Annotated in this window: 14 protein-coding genes; 12 read left to right on the top strand and 2 right to left on the bottom strand. The window is 73.1% G+C overall.

Annotated features, from left to right (window positions below):
* Positions 1-29 precede the first annotated feature (29 nt).
* The 7 genes from ACIF8S_RS09975 (at position 30) to ACIF8S_RS09945 (ending at position 6802) form a co-directional block, all read left to right on the top strand.
* Positions 30-1166, top strand: a complete 1137-nt coding sequence (locus ACIF8S_RS09975) for a ParA family protein (RefSeq protein ID WP_078492773.1) — start codon at positions 30-32, stop codon at positions 1164-1166.
* A 41-nt stretch (positions 1167-1207) separates the two neighbouring features.
* Entirely contained in the window at positions 1208-1711 is a 504-nt protein-coding gene (locus tag ACIF8S_RS09970) for a hypothetical protein (protein WP_399998445.1), read from the top strand.
* Positions 1712-2245: 534 nt separating this feature from the next.
* A complete protein-coding gene (locus ACIF8S_RS09965; protein WP_399998506.1) occupies positions 2246-3223 on the top strand; it encodes a segregation and condensation protein A in 978 nt (325 codons plus the stop codon).
* Positions 3220-3873: an SMC-Scp complex subunit ScpB gene (gene scpB, locus ACIF8S_RS09960; RefSeq protein WP_399998443.1), complete on the top strand. Its 654-nt coding sequence runs from the start codon at positions 3220-3222 to the stop codon at positions 3871-3873. Before ACIF8S_RS09965 ends, scpB begins: the two co-directional genes overlap by 4 nt.
* Entirely contained in the window at positions 3873-4988 is a 1116-nt protein-coding gene (locus ACIF8S_RS09955) for a pseudouridine synthase (RefSeq protein ID WP_033276794.1), read from the top strand. The genes scpB and ACIF8S_RS09955 overlap by 1 nt, the downstream gene beginning before the upstream one ends.
* A gap of 57 nt (positions 4989-5045) precedes the next feature.
* Complete coding sequence (locus tag ACIF8S_RS09950; RefSeq protein ID WP_399998441.1) at positions 5046-5777, top strand: NUDIX hydrolase; 732 nt, start codon at positions 5046-5048, stop codon at positions 5775-5777.
* Positions 5774-6802, top strand: coding sequence for an ADP-ribosylglycohydrolase family protein (locus ACIF8S_RS09945; RefSeq protein WP_399998440.1), 1029 nt, complete (start codon positions 5774-5776; stop codon positions 6800-6802). The genes ACIF8S_RS09950 and ACIF8S_RS09945 overlap by 4 nt, the downstream gene beginning before the upstream one ends.
* A 4-nt stretch (positions 6803-6806) precedes the next feature.
* Here ACIF8S_RS09945 and ACIF8S_RS09940 read toward each other — a convergent pair whose 3' ends face one another.
* Together ACIF8S_RS09940 and ACIF8S_RS09935 are read right to left on the bottom strand one after the other, a co-directional pair.
* On the bottom strand, positions 6807-7496 hold the full coding sequence (locus tag ACIF8S_RS09940; protein WP_399998438.1) for a DNA polymerase beta superfamily protein: 690 nt from the start codon (positions 7494-7496) through the stop codon (positions 6807-6809).
* Positions 7497-7518: 22 nt separating this feature from the next.
* The gene (locus ACIF8S_RS09935) at positions 7519-7935 is read right to left on the bottom strand and encodes a Rieske (2Fe-2S) protein (protein WP_399998437.1); all 417 of its coding nucleotides are present in this window, start codon (positions 7933-7935) and stop codon (positions 7519-7521) included.
* Between the two features lie 193 nt (positions 7936-8128).
* On the opposite strand from ACIF8S_RS09935, the gene aroH reads away from it, so the two are divergent.
* From aroH to der, 5 genes are all read left to right on the top strand, one after another.
* Positions 8129-8491: a chorismate mutase gene (aroH, locus tag ACIF8S_RS09930; protein ID WP_399998436.1), complete on the top strand. Its 363-nt coding sequence runs from the start codon at positions 8129-8131 to the stop codon at positions 8489-8491.
* Positions 8488-9573, top strand: coding sequence for a prephenate dehydrogenase (locus ACIF8S_RS09925; RefSeq protein WP_399998435.1), 1086 nt, complete (start codon positions 8488-8490; stop codon positions 9571-9573). The genes aroH and ACIF8S_RS09925 overlap by 4 nt, the downstream gene beginning before the upstream one ends.
* A 126-nt stretch (positions 9574-9699) precedes the next feature.
* The gene (cmk, locus tag ACIF8S_RS09920; RefSeq protein WP_349790625.1) at positions 9700-10386 is read left to right on the top strand and encodes a (d)CMP kinase; all 687 of its coding nucleotides are present in this window, start codon (positions 9700-9702) and stop codon (positions 10384-10386) included.
* Positions 10383-11075: a lysophospholipid acyltransferase family protein gene (locus tag ACIF8S_RS09915; RefSeq protein ID WP_399998432.1), complete on the top strand. Its 693-nt coding sequence runs from the start codon at positions 10383-10385 to the stop codon at positions 11073-11075. Before cmk ends, ACIF8S_RS09915 begins: the two co-directional genes overlap by 4 nt.
* A gap of 73 nt (positions 11076-11148) precedes the next feature.
* Entirely contained in the window at positions 11149-12639 is a 1491-nt protein-coding gene (gene der / locus ACIF8S_RS09910; protein WP_024885283.1) for a ribosome biogenesis GTPase Der, read from the top strand.
* The last annotated feature ends 13 nt before the right edge of the window (positions 12640-12652 follow it).

The following is a 12652-nucleotide window of genomic DNA, read 5'->3' as shown; positions in this document are numbered from 1 at the left end:
CATTTACTCCCGGGGGTGGTCAACCAGGAATGCCTGCGCCGGGCCAGGGGTCCGCGGGATTCGCTGCTGTCGGCTCCGTCGCTGTGCGCACCTTCGCAGCCCACCAGAGTCACGCAACTCCAGGAGTGACTCACCCAGCACACCAGAGCATGGATGGCCATCACGTGAACGCCATGGCCGGCGACGGAAGTGGCGCGCCCCACAACCATTTCGCCGACTACGACGAACTGCCCGAGGGGCACTTCTACGACCCCGACGCCGAGTACGAGCCCGATCCGGAGTACGCGGCCACGCTCGCGCCCGACGCGGCACGCCAGCGCCGTGAGCGCATCGGCCCGACCGGGCGCCCGCTGCCGTACTTCCCGATCCCGGGCCCGCTGACCGACCACGGCCCCGCGAAGATCATCGCGATGTGCAACCAGAAGGGCGGCGTCGGCAAGACCACGTCGACCATCAACCTGGGTGCCGCGCTCGCGGAGTACGGACGCCGGGTGCTGCTCGTCGACTTCGACCCGCAGGGCGCGCTGTCGGTCGGACTCGGCGTCAACCCGATGGAACTCGACCTCACCGTCTACAACCTGCTCATGGAGCGGGGCATGGCGGCCGACGAGGTGCTGCTGAAGACCGCGGTCCCCAACATGGACCTGCTGCCCAGCAACATCGACCTGTCGGCGGCCGAGGTCCAGTTGGTGAGCGAGGTCGCGCGCGAGTCGACGCTGCAGCGGGCGCTGAAGCCGCTGATGGACGACTACGACTACATCGTCATCGACTGCCAGCCCTCGCTCGGTCTCCTGACGGTCAACGCGCTCACCGCGGCGCACAAGGTGATCGTGCCGCTGGAGTGCGAGTTCTTCGCGCTGCGCGGTGTGGCCCTGCTGACCGAGACGATCGAGAAGGTCCAGGAGCGGCTCAACCCGGAGCTGGAACTCGACGGCATCCTCGCCACCATGTACGACTCGCGCACGGTGCACAGCCGTGAGGTGCTCGCGCGGGTGGTCGAGGCGTTCGACGACCACGTCTACCACACGGTCATCGGGCGCACGGTCCGCTTCCCGGAGACCACGGTCGCCGGTGAGCCGATCACCACGTACGCGTCCAACTCCGTCGGTGCCGCCGCCTATCGCCAGCTCGCCAGGGAGGTGCTCGCCCGGTGTCACGCCGAGTGAGTCTGCCGGGGGCCGACGAACTCTTCCGTACGACAGGGGGGATGGCGCTCCAGGCGTCCACCCCCAGGCGCGGCGGCGACGCCCGGGTCCCCGCTCCCGCGGGGGAGGGCGACGCTGCCGCGGCCGCCCACGAGGACGCGCCGCAGTCGGTGCCCGCACAGGGCGGCGACGGCGAGGGCGCGGAGCACGCCGCGGCGGACGTGGAACCGGCCGAGGCCGGGGAGTCCCGCAGCCGGGGCGCCTCGGGCGCCGGACGCCGCGCGGCGGCGACGCCGGACGGTGCGGCCGCCGCGGCCCCGCGCAAGCGGGGACGGGCCGCGGCACGGCGGCCCAGCGGACGTGAGCGGCACGACGAGAAGATCACCGTGTACGTGTCCGCGGAAGAGCTGATGGATCTGGAGCACGCCCGCCTCGTGCTGCGCGGTGAGCACGGTCTCGCCGTCGACCGCGGCCGGATCGTCCGCGAGGCGGTCGCCGTGGTCCTCGCGGACCTGGAGAGCCGGGGGGACGCCAGCATCCTCGTACGACGCCTGCGGGGACGGTAGCGGTAGCCTGCGGGGGCCATGACCTCGAACGACGCAGCCGCCTCCGCGCCCCGCCGCCGTGCCCTCGGCCGCGGCCCGGACGCCGCGGCCTCCCCCGCTGCGCGGGACGCCGCGTCCGAGGCCGGGGCGGACTCGACCGCCCCGACTGCCGCACCGGACACCTCCGCCGACGACGCGGCCGGATCGCCCCGGCCGCCGTCGGCCCCGGCCGTCGAGCCCCGCGACCCGGCAGCCGCCCGGTCCGGGCGGGCTGCCGCTCACGGCGCCTTCGCCGACGGGCCGCGGGTGCCGGCCGACCCGGCTGTGGGTCACGAGGACGCGTACGCGCCGGGTGCCGAGGCCGGCCGGCAGGCGCCAGACGGCGGGGCCATGACGCCCCGGGTGCCGTCGGTTCCGGCCGGCGCGCCGGGTGCGCCCGGGGGCGTGGTTGCGGGCTCCGACCGTGCGGGTGCGCAGGGCGCCGTCGTGGAGGGCCCGACGTCCGCGGGTCCCGCTGTGCCCGCCGCGCGGCCCGAAGGAGCTGCCGCCGGGCGGATGGGCGTGCCCGCGTCGGGCGGGGGCGGCGGTGTGACGGAGGTGTCCGTCGGAGGCCGGGTGGCGCCGCTCAAGGGGCCTGGCGCGCCCGAGGAGGCCGCTCCGGGGCCGGAGGGCGTCGGGAAGGCTCACGGGGCGCCTGAGGGCGGTGCCGAGGGGGGCGACGGCGACGGGCGGTTCAAGGTTCGGCTGGCCAACTTCGAGGGGCCGTTCGATCTGCTGTTGCAGCTGATCGCCAAGCACAAGCTGGACGTCACCGAGGTCGCGCTGTCCAGGGTGACCGACGAGTTCATGGCGTACATCCGGGCGCTTGGGCCGGACTGGGATCTCGACGAGACGACCGAGTTCCTCGTCGTGGCCGCCACCCTGCTCGACCTGAAGGCGGCGCGGCTGCTCCCCGCCGCCGAGGTGGAGGACGAGGCCGACCTCGCCCTGCTGGAGGCCCGCGACCTGCTGTTCGCACGGCTGCTGCAGTACCGCGCGTACAAGCGGATCGCCGACATCTTCAGCCGGCGGCTCGACGACGAGGCCCGCCGTTTCCCTCGTACCGTCGGGCTGGAGCCGCACCACGCCGAGCTGCTGCCCGACGTGGTCATCAGCATCGGCCCCGATGGCTTCGCCAGGCTGGCCGTCAAGGCCATGCAGCCCAAACCCCGGCCGCAGGTGTACGTGGACCACATCCACGCCCCGCTGGTCAGCGTGCAGGAGCAGGCCGGGATCGTCGTCGCGCGGCTCAAGGAGCTGGGCGAGGCGAGCTTCCGGGACCTCGTCGAGGACACCGACGACACCCTGACCGTCGTGGCCCGCTTCCTCGCCCTGCTGGAGCTGTACCGGGAGAAGGCCGTCGCCCTCGACCAGGAGACCGCGCTGGGCGAGCTGACCGTGCGCTGGACCGGCGGCGACGGGGACGCCGTACCCGCGGTGACCGACGAGTTCGACCGGCCGCCCGAGCCGCCGCAGGAGGAGAGGACACCGTGAGCGAGGACACGAGCGGCGCCCCCGCCGGGGCGGGTGGCGTCGCGGAGCTCGATCTGAAGCCCGCCCTGGAGGCCGTGCTGATGGTTGTGGACGAGCCCGCGACCGAGGAGCACCTGGCGAAGATCCTGGAGCGCCCCAGGCGCCAGGTCGCCGACGCCCTGGCCGAGCTGGCCGACGAGTACACCGCCCAGGGACGCGGCTTCGAGCTCCGCCGGGTCGCCGGCGGCTGGCGTTTCTACACCCGCCCCGAGTACGCCGCGGCCGTCGAGGGCTTCGTCCTGGACGGGCAGCAGGCCCGGCTCACCCAGGCCGCCCTCGAGACCCTCGCGGTCGTCGCCTACCGGCAGCCGGTCAGCCGCAGCAGGGTCTCCGCGGTCCGCGGAGTCAACTGCGACGGCGTGATGCGGACCCTCCTCCAGCGGGGTCTGATCGGGGAGGCGGGCACGGAACCCGAAACAGGTGCGATCCTGTACACGACGACGAACCACTTCCTGGAGCGGATGGGCCTGCGCGGCCTGGACGAGCTCCCGGAGCTCGCGCCCTTCCTCCCGGAGGCGGAGGCGATCGAGGCCGAGACACTGGAAGGGGTCCCGTCGTTCGATCCGGACGCCCCGGATTCCGAGGACGCAGACGACAAGACGGAACTTTGATGCGAAGCAGCAGCGGCAGGAACAGCAGCGGAAACAACGGCGGGAGCCGTGGTGGCAACAGCGGCGGCCGCGGCGGGAGCGGCGGTGGCCGCGGTAACCACCGCGGCGCCGGCAACAACCGTGACGACCGGCAGGGCGGCCGTCCGAAGAAGCCGCGCCCGGAGGAGCGGCGTTACGACGTGGGCCCCGGCGCCTCCCAGGAGGGACCCAAGTCGGGCCGTGGCCCGGGGGCGCGCGGAGGCGCCAAGGGCGGGCCGAAGAAGCCCCTGCAGCGGGGCCGCTCGGTCCCGGCGACGTCCCGTGAGTACGAGGCGCGGGCCGAGGAGCGCAACCGGGAGCGGTACGCGGGCCGGAAGGACGTCAAGCTGCCCAAGACCTTCCCGGGCGCCGAGCAGGAGGGCGAGCGGCTGCAGAAGGTGCTCGCGCGGGCCGGCTACGGCTCCCGGCGGGCCTGCGAGGAGCTGATCGAGCAGGCGCGCGTCGAGGTCAACGGCGAGATCGTGCTGGAGCAGGGCAAGCGGGTCGACCCGGAGAAGGACGAGGTCAAGGTCGACGGTCTGACCGTGGCCACGCAGTCGTACCAGTTCTTCTCGCTGAACAAGCCCGCCGGGGTCGTCTCCACGATGGAGGACCCGGACGGCCGCCAGTGCCTGGGCGACTACGTCACCAACCGGGAGACCCGGCTCTTCCACGTCGGCCGGCTCGACACCGAGACCGAGGGCGTCATCCTGCTCACCAACCACGGTGAGCTGGCGCACCGCCTGACCCACCCGCGGTACGGCGTGAAGAAGACCTACCTCGCGCACATCGTCGGACCCATCCCGCGTGACCTGGGCAAGCGGCTCAAGGACGGCATCCAGCTGGAGGACGGCTACGCGCGCGCCGACCACTTCCGGGTGGTGGAGCAGACCGGCAAGAACTACCTCGTAGAGGTGACCCTGCACGAGGGCCGCAAGCACATCGTGCGCCGCATGCTCGCGGAGGCCGGCTTCCCGGTCGACAAGCTGGTGCGCACCGCCTTCGGGCCGATCACCCTGGGCGACCAGAAGTCGGGCTGGCTGCGGCGGCTGTCGAACACCGAGGTCGGGATGCTGATGCAGGAGGTCGACCTCTAAGGGCTTGTGCTCCCGCCTGCCCACCCCCTTTAATAGTCGCACCGACTATTAAAGGGGGTGGGCGTCGTGCCGGACGGCTACGACAAGCACGCCTTCGAACCCTTCGCCGTGACCGTCGACCTCGCCGTGTTCACGATCCGCGGGGCCGCGCTGCACGTCCTGCTCGTCGAGCGCGGCCAGGAACCGTACGCCGGCCGCTGGGCGCTGCCCGGCGGCTTCCTGCGGCCCGACGAGTCCGCGGAGCGCGCCGCCCGCCGCGAACTGGGCGAGGAGACCGGCCTGACGGACGTCTCCGTGCCGCACCTGGAACAGCTGCGCACCTACAGCGAGCCCGGGCGGGACCCCCGGATGCGGGTGGTGTCCGTGGCCTTCGCCGCCCTCCTGCCCGACGCGCCGGAGGCGCACGGCGGCGGCGACGCGGCCCAGGCCCGCTGGACGCCGTACGACGCGGCGCGGGACCTGGCCTTCGACCACGACCGGATCCTCGCCGACGCGCGGGACCGGGTCGGCGCCAAGCTGGAGTACACCGGGCTCGCCACCGCGTTCTGCCCGCCCGAGTTCACCCTCGGCGAGCTCCAGAAGGTCTACGAGACCGTCTGGGGCACGGCCCTGGACCGCCCCAACTTCCGGCGCAAGGTGCTCGCCACCCCCGGCTTCGTCGAAGCCGTGCCCGGCGCCGCGCGCCTCACCGGCGGCCGGGGCAAGCCCGCCGCGCTGTACCGCGCGGGCACCGCCGCCGCCCTCCGCCCGCCCCTGCTCCGGCCGACCCCGGAAGGACGTCCCGCATGACCACGACCACCGTCACCAAGCGCGCCGCGACCGGAGCGCTCACCGGACTCGCCCTCGGGGACGCCCTCGGCTTCCCCACCGAGTTCAAGGACGTCCCCTCGATCCTCGCCGGGTTCGGCCCCTGGCGCGGGATGGACCTGCCCCGGCCGGCGATCGTCACCGACGACACGCAGATGACCCTCGCCCTCGGCCGGGGCCTGCGCACCGCGATGGACCGGGGGACGCTCACGCCGAAGCGGATGGAACGGCCGGTGCGCGAGGAGTTCGTGGAGTGGTGGCGTTCGCCCGAGAACAACCGCGCGCCCGGCAACACCTGCCTGAAGGCCTGCCACTTGCTGTCCCGCGAGGACCGGCCCTGGCAGGACGCCAGCCAGATCCACTCCAAGGGCTGCGGCGCCAACATGCGCGTCGCCCCGATCGGCCTGGCGCCCGGACTCACCGACGAACAGCGCGCGGGCGCCGCCCAGTTGCAGTCCGCCCTCACCCACGGGCACCCCACCGCGCTCGCCGCCTCCGACCTCACCGCACACGCCGTACGGCTGCTCGCCCAGGGCGCCGAACCGACCGGCCTGATCGGCCTGCTGCGCTCCTACGCCTACGACAACCGCACCCGCTACCACGAGTTCTGGCTCGGCGACCTGTGGACCCGCGCCCAGGACCCCTCCCCGGAACACTTCATCGCGCGCGGCTGGGACGAGTGCCTGGAGATCCTCGGCCGGCTCCAGGAGGCCGTACGGACCGTCTCGCCGGAGACCGACCCGTGCCTGGCCACCGGCGAGGGCTGGATCGCGGAGGAGGCCCTCGCGACCGGCCTGCTCTGCTTCCTCCTCTTCGTCGACGAGCCCGTCACCGCCCTGCGCCGTGCCGCCTGCACGGCCGGCGACTCCGACTCCATCGCCTGCCTCGCGGGCGCCTTCGCCGGCGCGTACCTGGGCGCGGACGCCTGGCCCGCCGACTGGGCGGACCGCATCGAGTACCGCGACGAGCTGCTGGCCCTCGGCACGCTCTGGGACCTTCGCCCTTGACCGGTCACGCCGCCCGGAGGGCCGAGGCGCGGCGGGTGCGGACGAGGAAGTCCTCCACCCGCCGCCGGTCCGGCTCCTCGGGGAGCGGGCTGTGCGCCGCCGCCTCCTCGGCCTCGGCGGTCAGGCGGTTCATGCGGGTCTCCACCTCGGCCCACGGCACCTCGCCGCGCTTCACCTCCAGCAGCTCCTCGCGGCGGTCGCCCACGTCGACCGTGAGGACACCCGTGCGCAGCAGGTCGCGGGCGGTCATCAGCAGACGGAGCAGATGCATGGCGTGCTTCCAGCGCGGGGCGCCGTGGGCGCGGACGTCGGCGTCCAGCTTGCGGCGCTGGCCGTGGGCGTACCGGACGAACGTCTCGTGGACCCCGCGGGAGAGGAACGCGCCGCGCAGCGCCAGCAGCTCGCGGCCGGTGGCGTCGGCGTACTCGACCAGCGGGGAGTGCAGGCACTCCAGCATGTTGGGGTTGCCGCGCAGCGCCAGCTCGCAGGAGCGCTCCAGCTCCCAGCTGAACTGCTCCTCGGCCGGTCCCTCCACGTGCGTGGGCGGCTTCTCGAAGCCCCAGAACAGGGGAGTGGGCGCCAGGAACACGCCCCGCAGGTCGGTGTCGCTGTCCTCCGTGACCAGACCGAAGGCGCGGGAGCCCATGACGCAGGTGTAGATCGTGTGGTCGGTGACCAGGCTCTCGGGGCGCATGCGGGGGAGCGTACGCGGAGGATCACGCCCGGCGGATCGTATTTCCGTCCACCGTGATCCGCTCCTCGGGCAGCGGCCGGGTCGCCGGGCCCCGCTCCACCGAGCCGTCGGCGACGCGGAAGCGGCTGCCGTGACACGGGCAGTTGATCGTGCCGTCCGAGACGTCGGAGACCAGGCACCTCTGATGGGTGCAGATCGCCGAGAACGCCTTGAACTCACCCTCCTCGGGCTGGGTGACCACGATCTCCTCCGCCCCGAGGACCCTGCCCCCGCCCACCGGCACGTCCGCCACCGGCAGCAGCTCCTGCCCGGGCGACCCCGCCCCTTCCGCGGTGTCCGAGGGCGTACCGGCTCCGCCGTCCTCCGAGCCGCAGCCCACGGTCAGCGCCACCGCTCCCGATACGAGCAGGACCGTGCGCCGCGTCGCCCGTGTGGTCATCTCGTCACTCCCCAGATTCGCCGTCGCCGCATCCTGACACCGAATACGGCGCAGGAGAAGCAAAACCGGCACGACGTCACCCACCGCGCATACCGCCCGTCTCAGCGGGCGGGCGCTCCGCACCGGTCCGGCCAGCTCCTGACTACGCTGGACGACCGAACAGCCTTTACGCACGTCAGCAAGGAGCATCGTCGTGGCGGTACGCGCGGTCCGGGGGGCCGTCCAGTTGGAGCGGGACGAGGCCGGACACATGGAGGAGCAGGTCGGCGCCCTGCTCACCGCCGTGCTGGAGCGCAACGAGCTGCACACGGACGACCTGATCAGCATCTGGTTCACGGCCACGCCCGACCTGCACTGCGACTTCCCGGCCGCCGCCGCCCGCAAGCTGGGCATCGTCGACGTCCCCCTGATCTGCGCCCAGGAACTCGACATCGAGGGAGCCATGCCCCGCGTCGTCCGCGTCCTCGCGCACGTCGAGTCCGACCGGCCCCGCGCCGACATCGCCCACGTGTACCTCGGCGCCGCGGCCGCCCTGCGCAAGGACATCGCCCAGTGAGAACCGCCCTCGTCATCGGCACCGGACTGATCGGCACGTCCGCCGCCCTCGCCCTGTCCCAGCGGGGCGTCGCCGTCCACCTCGCCGACCACGACCCCGAGCAGGCCCGCACCGCCGCCGCCCTCGGCGCCGGCACCGACGAGGCGCCGGACGGCCCGGTGGACCTCGCGATCGTCGCCGCCCCGCCCGCGCACGTCGCCGACGTGCTCACCGACGCCATGCGGCGCGGTCTGGCGCGCGGCTACATCGACGTCGCCAGCGTCAAGGGCGGCCCGCGCCGCGAGCTCCAGGCACGCGGACTCGACCTGACCCCCTACCTCGGCACCCATCCCATGTCCGGCCGGGAGAAGTCCGGCCCGCTGGCCGCCACCGGCGACCTCTTCGAGGGCCGCCCCTGGGTGCTCACCCCCACCCGGGACACCGACACGGAGGTCCTCAACCTCGCCCTGGAGCTGGTCTCCCACTGCCGTGCCGTGCCGGTCGTCATGGACGCCGACGCCCACGACCGTGCCGTGGCCCTCGTCTCCCACATGCCGCACCTGGTGTCCAGCATGGTCGCCGCCCGCCTGGAGCACGCCGACGAGGCCGCCGTACGGCTGTGCGGCCAGGGCATCCGGGACGTGACCCGGATCGCCGCCTCCGACCCGCGGATGTGGATCGACATCCTCTCCGCCAACCCCGGCCCGGTCGCCGACCTGCTCACCGACGTCGCCGCCGACCTGGAGGAGACCGTCCGCGCCCTGCGCGCCCTGGAGTCCTCCGACGAGGACAAGCGCCAGGAGGGCACCACGGGCATCGAGCACATGCTGCGCCGCGGCAACGCCGGCCAGGTCCGCGTCCCCGGCAAGCACGGCTCCGCGCCGCGCGTCTACGAGACCGTCGCCGTGCTCATCGACGACCAGCCGGGCCAGCTCGCCCGCATCTTCGCCGACGCCGAGCGCGCCGGCGTCAACATCGAGGACGTCCGCATCGAGCACGCCACCGGACAGCAGGCCGGCCTCATCCAGCTCATGGTGGAGCCCAAGGCGGCGCCGGTCCTCGGCGCCGCCCTGCGGGAGCGGGGCTGGGCGATCCGGCAGTGACCACCGCCTCCCCGGGCGGGGCAGGACGTCCGCATGTCGGAGGGGTTCCCGGGAGCCAGTAATCTGGTGCGGGGCGTGTCCACGCCCCGCACACCCCACCCCAGCGCACCAGGAAGGTGTTCCTCCGTGGAAAACGGCGCCGCCAAGCCCGTGATCGTCGCCATCGACGGTCCCTCCGGCACGGGCAAGTCGAGCACGTCGAAGGCCGTGGCGGCGCAGCTCGGGCTGAGCTACCTGGACACCGGCGCCCAGTACCGGGCGATCACCTGGTGGATGGTGACCAACGGCATCGACATAGCGGACCCGTCCGCGATCGCCGGCGCGGCCGGCAAGCCCGAGATCCTCTCCGGCACCGACCCCACGGGCCCGACGATCACGGTCGACGGGGTGGACGTAGCCGGCCCGATCCGCGAGCAGGACGTCACCTCCAAGGTCAGCGCGGTCAGCGCGGTGCCCGAGGTGCGCGCGCGGATCACCGAGCTGCAGCGCGCCATCGCCGCCTCCGCCGTCACCGGCATCGTCGTCGAGGGCCGCGACATCGGCACCACGGTGCTGCCCGACGCCGACCTGAAGATCTTCCTCACCGCCTCGGCGGAGGCCCGCGCCGCCCGTCGCAGCGGCGAGCTCAAGGGCGCCGACCTGCGCACCACCCGTGAGGCCCTGATCAAGCGGGACGCGGCCGACTCCAGCCGCAAGACCTCCCCGCTCGCCAAGGCCGACGACGCCGTCGAGGTGGACACCACCGACCTCACCCTTCAGCAGGTCATCGAGTGTGTCGTCACCCTCGTCGAGGAGAAGCGGGCCGGAAAGTGACCGACGTTCCCTCGATGCGGGGCGCCGAGGTCGGACGACGCATCGGCGTCGGCCTGATGTTCGGACTGTGGAAGCCGCGCGTGCTGGGCTCCTGGCGGGTCCCCGCGTCCGGCCCGGTGATCTTCGCCGTGAACCACTCGCACAACATCGACGGCCCCATGGTCATGGGCGTGGCGCCCCGGCCGACGCACTTCCTGATCAAGAAGGAGGCGTTCGTCGGCCCGCTCGACCCGTTCCTGACCGGCATCGGCCAGCTGAAGGTCGACCGGCACTCCACCGACCGCACGGCCATCGCGCGGGCGCTGGGCGTGCTGGAGCAGGGCGGCGTCCTCGGCATCTTCCCCGAGGGCACCCGCGGCGAGGGCGACTTCGCCTCGATACGGGCCGGCCTCGCGTACTTCGCGGTGCGCAGCGGGGCGCCGATCGTGCCGGTCGCCGTCCTGGGAAGTTCCGACCGGCCCGGCCGGTTGATAAAGGCGCTGCCCCCGCTGCGCTCCCGCGTCGACGTCGTCTTCGGCGACGCGTTCGAGGCCATCGAAGGGGCGCGAAGCTCCGATACGGGTGGTGGTGGGCGACGGGCGGGCGGCAGCGGGAGACGTACGCGCAAGGCGCTCGACGAGGCCACGGCACGCATCCAGAAGCAGCTCACCGCCCACCTGGAGAACGCCAGGCGTCTCACCGGCCGCTGAGCGACACTTGAGTAGTGGATCTCCGTCACCACGGGGTTCCACCGATCACCACGATGAACGAGGTACCGACTTCATGAACGACCACATCGAGCCCGGCGGCTCGGACGCGCACGACGCTGCGCACGAGCACGATCACGGGGCGCTGGGCGATGCCGAGTTCGCGGAGTTCATGGAGCTCGCCGCGGAGGAGGGCTTCGACCTCGAGGACGTCGAGGGCGCCATCGAGGAGGCCGGCCACGGCCCGCTGCCCGTGCTCGCCGTCGTCGGCCGCCCCAATGTCGGCAAGTCGACCCTGGTGAACCGCATCATCGGCCGCCGCGAGGCGGTCGTCGAGGACAAGCCGGGCGTCACCCGCGACCGCGTCACCTACGAGGCCGAGTGGGCGGGCCGCCGCTTCAAGGTCGTCGACACCGGCGGCTGGGAGCAGGACGTCCTCGGCATCGACGCCTCCGTCGCCGCCCAGGCCGAGTACGCCATCGAGGCGGCCGACGCGGTCGTCTTCGTGGTGGACGCCAAGGTCGGCGCCACCGACACCGACGAGGCCGTCGTCCGCCTGCTGCGCAAGGCGGGCAAGCCGGTCGTGCTGTGCGCCAACAAGGTGGACGGCCCGAGCGGCGAGGCGGACGCGTCCTACCTGTGGTCGCTGGGCCTCGGCGAGCCGCACCCCGTCTCCGCCCTGCACGGCCGCGGCACCGGCGACATGCTGGACAAGGTCCTGGAGGCGCTGCCGGAGGCCCCGGCGCAGAGGTTCGGCGCCGCCCTCGGCGGTCCGCGCCGGATCGCCCTGATCGGCCGCCCCAACGTCGGCAAGTCCTCCCTGCTGAACAAGGTCGCGGGCGAGGAGCGGGTCGTCGTCAACGAACTCGCCGGCACCACCCGTGACCCGGTCGACGAGATCATCGAACTCGGCGGCAAGACCTGGAAGTTCGTCGACACCGCGGGCATCCGCAAGCGGGTCCACCTCCAGCAGGGCGCCGACTACTACGCCTCGCTGCGCACCGCCGCCGCCGTCGAGAAGGCCGAGGTGGCGGTCGTCCTGATCGACGGCTCCGAGTCCATCTCGGTGCAGGACCAGCGCATCGTCACCATGGCCGTCGAGGCGGGCCGCGCGCTGGTCCTGGCGTACAACAAGTGGGACACCCTCGACGAGGAGCGCCGCTACTACCTGGAGCGGGAGATCGAGACCGAGCTCGGCCAGGTCGCCTGGGCGCCCCGGGTGAACGTCTCGGCCCTCACCGGCCGCCACATGGAGAAGCTCGTCCCGGCGATCGAGACGGCCCTGGCGGGCTGGGAGACCCGGGTCCCGACGGGCCGCCTCAACGCCTTCCTGGGCGAACTGGTCGCCGCCCACCCGCACCCGGTGCGGGGCGGCAAGCAGCCGCGCATCCTCTTCGGCACCCAGGCGGGCACCAAGCCGCCGCGGTTCGTGCTGTTCGCCTCCGGCTTCATCGAGGCGGGGTACCGGCGCTTCATCGAGCGCCGGCTGCGCGAGGAGTTCGGCTTCGAGGGCACCCCGATCCACATCTCGGTGCGGGTGCGCGAGAAGCGCGGCAAGAAGAAGTAGCCCTCGCCGGGCA

This window comes from Streptomyces sp. NPDC085937 (genome assembly GCF_044540535.1).
In the GTDB taxonomy this organism is placed as follows: domain Bacteria; phylum Actinomycetota; class Actinomycetes; order Streptomycetales; family Streptomycetaceae; genus Streptomyces.
Note: the sequence above shows the minus strand (reverse complement) of the source record. Positions and strands in the feature narration are given on the sequence as shown.

Coding starts and splice junctions, on each gene's coding strand:
- ACIF8S_RS09965 (WP_399998506.1), top strand. CDS start 2,246: ATGGGCGTGCCCGCGTCGGGCGGGGGCGGCGGTGTGACGGAGGTGTCC.
- ACIF8S_RS09940 (WP_399998438.1), bottom strand. CDS start 7,496: ATGCGCCCCGAGAGCCTGGTCACCGACCACACGATCTACACCTGCGTC.
- der (WP_024885283.1), top strand. CDS start 11,149: ATGAACGACCACATCGAGCCCGGCGGCTCGGACGCGCACGACGCTGCG.
- ACIF8S_RS09935 (WP_399998437.1), bottom strand. CDS start 7,935: ATGACCACACGGGCGACGCGGCGCACGGTCCTGCTCGTATCGGGAGCG.
- ACIF8S_RS09970 (WP_399998445.1), top strand. CDS start 1,208: ATGGCGCTCCAGGCGTCCACCCCCAGGCGCGGCGGCGACGCCCGGGTC.
- ACIF8S_RS09975 (WP_078492773.1), top strand. CDS start 30: ATGCCTGCGCCGGGCCAGGGGTCCGCGGGATTCGCTGCTGTCGGCTCC.
- ACIF8S_RS09945 (WP_399998440.1), top strand. CDS start 5,774: ATGACCACGACCACCGTCACCAAGCGCGCCGCGACCGGAGCGCTCACC.
- ACIF8S_RS09955 (WP_033276794.1), top strand. CDS start 3,873: ATGCGAAGCAGCAGCGGCAGGAACAGCAGCGGAAACAACGGCGGGAGC.